The sequence below is a fragment of the Nonomuraea sp. KM90 genome (genome assembly GCF_052246675.1).
In the GTDB taxonomy this organism is placed as follows: domain Bacteria; phylum Actinomycetota; class Actinomycetes; order Streptosporangiales; family Streptosporangiaceae; genus Nonomuraea.
The window spans coordinates 1-6811 of the sequence record NZ_JBQQCB010000250.1; the positions used below are offsets into that span (position 1 = coordinate 1).

A 6811-nucleotide genomic window follows, 5' to 3' on the forward strand; every position below is an offset into this window, starting at 1 on the left:
GTGCGGGATCGTGGACCGGCAGGCGCGCGAGAGCCAAGCGCGTTTCCGGTGCCGGTCCTGCGGATACGCCGGCAACGCCGACGTGAACGCGGCACGTAACATCAAACACGCGGCAGGGCATGCCGCCTCTGCGCGGGAAGGGCCACGGGTTGCCGAGCCGGAGCACCGCGAACCTCAACGCGACCTCCTCCTGGCGAGGTAGTTGTGTTGGAATCCCCCGCCTTCAGGCGGGCGGAGGATGTCAAGATTACGGCCGTGCATGGCACCAGTCGCCGACGACGGTGCACCGTGGTGTGGTGCGGCGCAGCGGCCTGCATCTCGCTCCGCTGGCCGGCGTTCTGGCGGCCGAGAAGAGAGGGGTGTAGCGCGGGCCACGCAGGCAATCTTCCGAGGCGTGATCGACGCCGTGGACGATGTGCTGTGCTCGGTGTCGCGGCTGCTCAGGTACCGATGTCACGCGCGGCTGGCGGTTCAGCTGCGTCGCCGTGACGGCACGGCCGGCCTGTCCCCTGGGCCAGGCGTGATGGCCTCGAAGCCAGCCCGGCCTTCGGGGTCTAGGGCAGGCCCGCGTGAGTGGGCGCGCCCGATGGGCGCCGCTCTGCTGCGTGACATCGAGCAGCAGAGCGGCGCCCTGCGCGCTCGGCCGCCATACCGGACGCCTGAGCGCTGCCTCCTCACTGGTCCGTTGCTCCCTCTCGCCACAAATTGCCCTGGTTTCACACCGGGACATGTAATCACGCCAGGGAAGGCACGTGCGGAAAAGTGCAACAAAGTGCAGCACTCCTTCACTACCCAAACTTCTTCGTGTGGTGCACTATGTCGTGGACGATCACGTACTTCCATGATCTCCGCCTAGCGGCGTCCATCGACATCGAGACGGACGCCATGTCAGTGGAAGCGAAAGGAGGCCCCCGCCTGTCTCCCGCCCCTCACATGAATGGTCAAGAATTCAAGGCTCCGGTGCCGGTGGCGCGGGCGATAGCCGCTGGCGTCGTTTCGCTGCGTCGATGGCGGCGAGCCCTGTCGGCCTCGTCCTGATAGCATCTCGTTTCCTTTATCAGGTCAGCAATCGGCCACAGCGTGCTCTTATGCACTATCTCGGTGCCAAGCAATTCACTTTCGACGTTCCGTGACATATACATAGAGCCTGGAGAGGCGATACGGTCGGCAAGATCCCGATCCTGTTGTGACAGATGGGACATCACCCCTATTTGACTTCACCTTTCGCCGGAAGGTCACGTGCCGGGTTCACATATACCTTGCACACATGAAGATCGCATGACCCATCGTCCTCTACAAGGGAGGCAGGTATGAGGAAGGCGTTGTCGTTCTTATCGGCAGCACTGGTGCTCAGCGGCTGTTCCGCTCCGGAGCCGTCGCTGGTCGCCGGGTACGACAAGATCGTTCTCGCGTACATGGCCATACCGGACAACGCTGCCGCCTGGGTGGCGATCAAGCGCGGATTCTTCGCCGAACAGCGACTGGACGTCGAAACGCAGGAGATCCGCGGTACCGCCGAGGCCGTCCCCAAACTTCTGTCCGGAGCTTGGCAGTTCGCGCTGGTCAACTATGTTTCTCTCTTTCTGGTGGAAGAGGAGAATCCGGGGGCACTGGACCTGGTGTCGGACGCCTACGCCGCCCTTCCGAACACTTTTCTCTTGATGGTGGCGAAGGATTCGCCCATCAAGTCGCTCAAGGATCTGAAACCGAGTGACGCCAGCGCGAAGAAGACGGTCGGAGTGGCGACGCTTAAGTCGGTCGCCACTCTCACGACCGAGATCACGCTCGACCAGGAGGGAATCACCAAGAAGGACTTTGACTTCTTGCCGGTCAAGCTGCCGGACATGCCGTCAGCAGTGCAGGCGGGGAAGGTGAACCTCGGCTGGCATACCGAACCCTTCATCTCCGTCAGCCAGAAGAAGGGATTGACCACACTCGCCGACGCGTGTTCGGGGCCTTCGGATAAATTTCCCATCGCCGGCTACGCCGTCTCCACCAGCTGGGTGAACAGCGATCCCCGTCACGTACGGCTCCGTGCGGGCATCGTGGCTCGGTTCCGGCGAGCACTTGACCGCGCTCAGCACATTGTGGCTTCCGACCGTACGGCGGTCACACAGATCATTCCCGAATACACCAAAATCGAGCCGGCCACTGCGGCAGTGATCACTCTGGGTTCCTTCCCGACGACGCTGGAAGCGACGCGATACAGGCGTGTGGCGGACGCGATGGAGAAGTTCGGCTACTTCACGCACAGGAAGCCGGAAGCGGAGGATCTGCTCTGGCGTCCGCCCGGCAGCAGTTCTGCGCCCGGCTCCCCCTCCCCTTCCCTTCCCGGAGCGACGCCATGACCGCCGAGTCTTCGGCCGGCCCCCCGCCGGCGACCGCCACCACGCCCCCTGCCGCTGCGCCGTCGCCCTCTCCAGCCACGCAGGCGGCGGCCGGCCAGAGCGAACCGAGCCCCGCTGCTCCCCACGCCGGCCTGCCCCAGCGCGTCCCGGCGAACCGGCTCTCCCCCAGCGCCCGCTTCGCCATCACACCGCGGGACGCCATCCAAGACATGATCAACGGTGTGCTGCGCTTCGCCGCTGTTCACGCGTTCGTCGACCTGGAGTGCCCGGAACACCTCGCCGCGGAGGGCGAACTGACCAGCCAGGACCTGGCCGCGCGCTGCGGCGGCCATCCCGCCTCGATGCGGCAGCTGTTGTCCGCCCTGCATGCCTACGGCATCGTCGCCGCACGCGGCGGCCGCTACCGGCTGACCGACATGGGTCGCTTGCTGCTGGCGGAGACGGAAGGCTCCATGAAGGCGGCGGTTCAGGTCAACGGCTCGGCGTTGTGGTGGAAGGCGGCGGGCACCCTGCACCACACCGTGCGCGCCGGGCAGCCCGCAGCTATGGAGGGCGCCGGCTCGGTGTATGAGCTGCTTGCCGATGACCCTGAGCTGGCGGCCCGCTTCGATCGCTTCATGTCCGACCGCAGCGCCGCGGTCGGGCGCGGCTTGGCTGGTCTTGGCGATGCATACTTCACCGGCGTGCGCACCGTGGCGGATCTGGGTGGTGGGCATGGGGGCGTGCTCGCCCCCATCCTGGCGGCCCGCCCGGGCCTGCGCGGCGTGTTGGTGGATCGCGCCGACGTCGTTCCCCGAGCGCAGGAGTACCTCGCGGCGCGCGGCCTGACCTCCCGCGTCCGCTTCGTCGCGGCGGACATCTTCGCCGATCCTGGCGCGCAGGCCGAGTTGTTCATCCTGTCCTCGATCTTGCACAACTGGCCGGATGAGGCCTGTCGGAGGTTGCTGGCCCTGATCGCCGCGGCGATGCGGGACTCCGGCCCGCACGCACAGCTGTGGATCATCGAAGGGACCAAGCCGGCTCAGCCAGGGGACTACAACCCCTTCATCGATCTGAGCATCCGGATGATGATGCTGTTTCCCGGCGGTCAGGAGCGCACCGAGCAGGAGTTCCGCACGTTGCTGGCCCCAGCGGGATTGCTCATCCGCTCGACAGTGGATCTGCCGCATGGGCAGAGGCTGCTGATCGCTGTATCAACGGAGGAAGGCGGCTGAATGCGCGTCCTGGGAGGGGGCCAAGCACCTGGCCGCAGGCTCCCCGAACCCTGGGGCAGCGGATGCACTCGACGCCTCGGGCCTAGCACAGCGGGACCCGGGAGGCTGCGTGCCTGCCTCGGTACGGTCGGCACGGCAGGCGCCTGCGCGGCCCTGTTGAGCACACGCTCGTCCGCGCGCCGGAGACCGCGATGACAGGGCCAACCTCTCTCGCTCTGCGGGAGCGTCTCCTGCTCGGCGCGGTGGGGCTCGGGGGCAGTGCGCTTGTTGCCGAGGGGGCCAGCCTGTCCGGCCTGATTGACCCGGGCGCGCTTCCGCGCCTTTCCACCGTGCTCGCCACGTCAGCAGCGCTCACGCTCGACCCCGACTTTCTGGGCCACCTGGGGGCCACCTTGGCCGCGTGCGGCGTCGGGCTGCTCCTGGCCGTCTGCGCCGCCGTCCCGGCCGGGCTTCTCTTGGGGTCCGTTCCGGCCCTGGAACGGACCTTACGCCCGGTGCTGGAGTTCCTGCGGCCCATCCCGGCGTTGTCGTTGGCGCCGCTGGCCACGTTTGTCTGGGTGGAAAACCAGGACGCCAAGATCGCACTGATTGTTTTCGCGTGTTCGTGGCCGCTGCTGATCAACACCCTGTACGGCCTGATGGACGTGGACCCGTTGGCCAAGGAGACGCTGCGCAGCTTCGGGTTCGGTCCGCTGAGGGTGTTGTGTCACGTGTGTCTGCCGAGTACCGCGCCGTTCATCGCCACCGGATTGCGCATCGCGGTGTCGGTCTCGCTCGCTGTCGCGGTGAGCGTCGAGCTCGTGGTCGGCGGAGTGGACGGCATCGGAACCTTCATCGCTCAAGAAGGCAACGCCGATGAACGCGACGGCATGCTGGCCGGCGCGTTCTGGGCGGGCGGCGTGGGCCTGGCGGCCAACGTGGCGTGCGACGTCATCGCCCGACGCGTCTTCCGCTGGCACCACGCACGAACGGAGTGGACATGATCATCGCTCGGACGGCCCGGTATTGGCTGCCCGCCGTTGCCGTTGCTGGTTGGGAACTCGCCGCCCGCACCGCCGAGGTGATCTTCTTTCCGCCGCCGATGCTGATCGGCGCGCGCATGTATGAGCTGTGGTTCAGCGGATCGATGTCGCACGGGTTCTTGACCTCGGCTGCGCACAAGGACCTGCTGCCCAGCTTGGCGAGGCTGGGTGCCGGCTGGGCGATGGCCGCCGCCGCCGGCATGATCATCGGTGTCGTGGTGGGCCGTGCACGACTCATGGCGGCGCTGCTGGAACCGCTGTTGGCCTTCGCCCGGTCCGTCCCTCCCTCGGCGCTACTCCCGATCTTTATGGCGCTCTTCGGCGTTGGCACGCCGCTGCAGGTGGCCTCCATTGTCTTCGGGGTGATCTGGCCGGTCTTGATCAATACGATCGATGGGGTCCGCTCCATCGAGCCCGGCTACCTCGACACCGCCGCCGTTCTCCGCCTTGGGCGGTTTTCCCGGCTGGTCCACGTCGTTCTGCCCGCGGCCGTTCCGAAGATCTTCGCTGGATTGCGGTTGAGTATCTCTCTCGCGCTGATCATGATGATCGTCTCGGAGATGTTCGGCAGCACCGATGGCCTGGGCTACCGGCTCCTCGAAGCGGAAGGCGACCTCGATGTCGCGGCCATGTGGGCGATCATCGTCCTGCTCGGCGGGCTCGGTGTCGTGCTGAATCGGGTGTTCCGCGCCTTCGAGCGACGCCAGCTGGCATGGCGCGCCGGCTGATCGCCAGCGCTTCCGCATCGCCGGCGCCGCCGTCTCCTGACCGCCCTTCCTGACCGGCCCTCATGGCCCGCCCTGCCCGCCGGCTCGCCGTGGCTCGGTCCGTCCGGTCCACCCGAGGCTCAGGTAGGTGCGACCTGACTTGGCTCACATTCAAGATCGAATGTGAGTCTGGGGTCGCTGACCTTTGGGTTCGCCGTCGAGGATGGCGAACTGTGCGCGCTAAACCGGCGACGTCTCTACGCTGTAGGCCGTGTCCCGGTACGTGCGGACGGTGAAAACGGCGTCGGGTGCGCGGGCGGTGCAGATCGTGTACTCCTCGCGCCGCGGGGCACCGGGAGATCGAGCACATCGGATCCGCGCACGACGACGCCGAGCTGGAGACGCTCAAGGCCATCGCGCGTGAGCGGCTGACCGCCGGGCAGGAAGAGCTGGATCTCGGGCTGGATGACCAGCAGGCCGCAGGCGGCCTGCTGGAGATCGCCAGTTCGCGGATGGAGCACCTGTGGGATGCCCTGTCCCGCGCTTACGCCGCGCTCGGGTTCGACGCCGTGGGCGGGGATGAAGAGGTGTTCTGCCGGCTGCTGCTCGCCCGAGTGATCGAACCGACCTGCAAGCAGGACAGCCTGCGCGTGCTGGACGAAGCGGGGATCGACCCGCTGTCCTCTGCCACGGTGAAACGCCGGCTGCCGCTGTATGCGGAAGAACGGTGGTACACGGCCCTGGCGCCGGCGTGCGCAGCGCATGCCCGGCTGGGCCCGGCCAGCCTGGTGCTGTACGACGTCTCCACGCTGTACTCGAGACCGATACCGGGGACGGCTTCCGCGAACCCGTTCAGCGAGGAGCGCCGCCTGGATCCGCAGATCACGATCGGGCGGCTGACCGACTCCTCCGGGTTCCCGGCTCATGGTGCAGGCCATCGCGGGCAACAAGGCCGAGACGCACACCATGCTCCCGGTGATCCAGGCGTTCATGACGGCCCACCGGCTGCCTGATGTCACCATCGAGGCCAACGCGGGGATGATCTCTGAGGCAGACATGCGGGCCATCGAGGAGGCGGGCCTGTCGTTCATCCTCGGCATGAAGATCCCCGAGGTTCCGTACGTGGTCAAACAGTGGCGGCGGGAACACCCCGGCACCGATATGCCAGACGGGCATATCTTCATCCTGCCCTGCCCTGCCGCGGCCGGCCAGCCCCGCCGGGACCAGACGCTCTACTACCAGTATCGGGCCGACCGGGCCCGGCGCGCGCTTTTGCGGGATCGACGAGCAGGTCGCCAGGGCTGAACGTGCCGTCGAAGGGCAGGCGCCGGTCAAGCGGACCAGGGCATCGGGCTGAACGGCGCGGTCAAGAGCGTGAACCGTGATCTGAGGGCTAGGAGCTGTTTCTTAGATCTCATGACGGTGGGTGGCGAGGATGTCACGCTTGGCGTATGGGTCGTGGTGATCTGACGAACTCCGAGTGGGAACGTCTCAAGCCGCTGCTGCCCGCGGGCGGCACG

At 66.9% G+C, this 6811-nt stretch carries 6 protein-coding genes and 1 pseudogene; 6 read left to right on the forward strand and 1 reads right to left on the reverse strand.

What is annotated here, in order from left to right:
• The first annotated feature begins 10 nt into the window (after positions 1 to 10).
• Positions 11 to 202, forward strand: a complete 192-nt coding sequence (locus tag ACTWPW_RS62325; RefSeq protein WP_443174746.1) for a zinc ribbon domain-containing protein — start codon at positions 11 to 13, stop codon at positions 200 to 202.
• A 739-nt stretch (positions 203 to 941) separates the two neighbouring features.
• On the opposite strand, the gene ACTWPW_RS62330 is transcribed toward ACTWPW_RS62325, so the two are convergent.
• Positions 942 to 1202 (reverse strand): hypothetical protein, encoded by a 261-nt coding sequence (locus tag ACTWPW_RS62330; RefSeq protein ID WP_443174741.1) that lies wholly within the window; start codon positions 1200 to 1202, stop codon positions 942 to 944.
• A 108-nt stretch (positions 1203 to 1310) separates the two neighbouring features.
• Here ACTWPW_RS62330 and ACTWPW_RS62335 point away from each other — a divergent pair, with 108 nt between their 5' ends.
• The 5 genes and pseudogenes from ACTWPW_RS62335 to ACTWPW_RS62355 all read left to right on the forward strand — a co-directional run.
• Positions 1311 to 2348: an ABC transporter substrate-binding protein gene (locus ACTWPW_RS62335; RefSeq protein ID WP_443174742.1), complete on the forward strand. Its 1038-nt coding sequence runs from the start codon at positions 1311 to 1313 to the stop codon at positions 2346 to 2348.
• A gap of 209 nt (positions 2349 to 2557) precedes the next feature.
• Entirely contained in the window at positions 2558 to 3562 is a 1005-nt protein-coding gene (locus tag ACTWPW_RS62340; protein ID WP_443174743.1) for a methyltransferase, read from the forward strand.
• Between the two features lie 191 nt (positions 3563 to 3753).
• Complete coding sequence (locus ACTWPW_RS62345; protein ID WP_443174744.1) at positions 3754 to 4545, forward strand: ABC transporter permease; 792 nt, start codon at positions 3754 to 3756, stop codon at positions 4543 to 4545.
• The gene (locus tag ACTWPW_RS62350) at positions 4542 to 5312 is read left to right on the forward strand and encodes an ABC transporter permease (RefSeq protein ID WP_443174745.1); all 771 of its coding nucleotides are present in this window, start codon (positions 4542 to 4544) and stop codon (positions 5310 to 5312) included. Before ACTWPW_RS62345 ends, ACTWPW_RS62350 begins: the two co-directional genes overlap by 4 nt.
• A gap of 250 nt (positions 5313 to 5562) precedes the next feature.
• Positions 5563 to 6692 (forward strand): annotated as a pseudogene (locus ACTWPW_RS62355) (IS1634 family transposase); the annotation flags it as partial.
• Between the last annotated feature and the right edge of the window lie 119 nt (positions 6693 to 6811).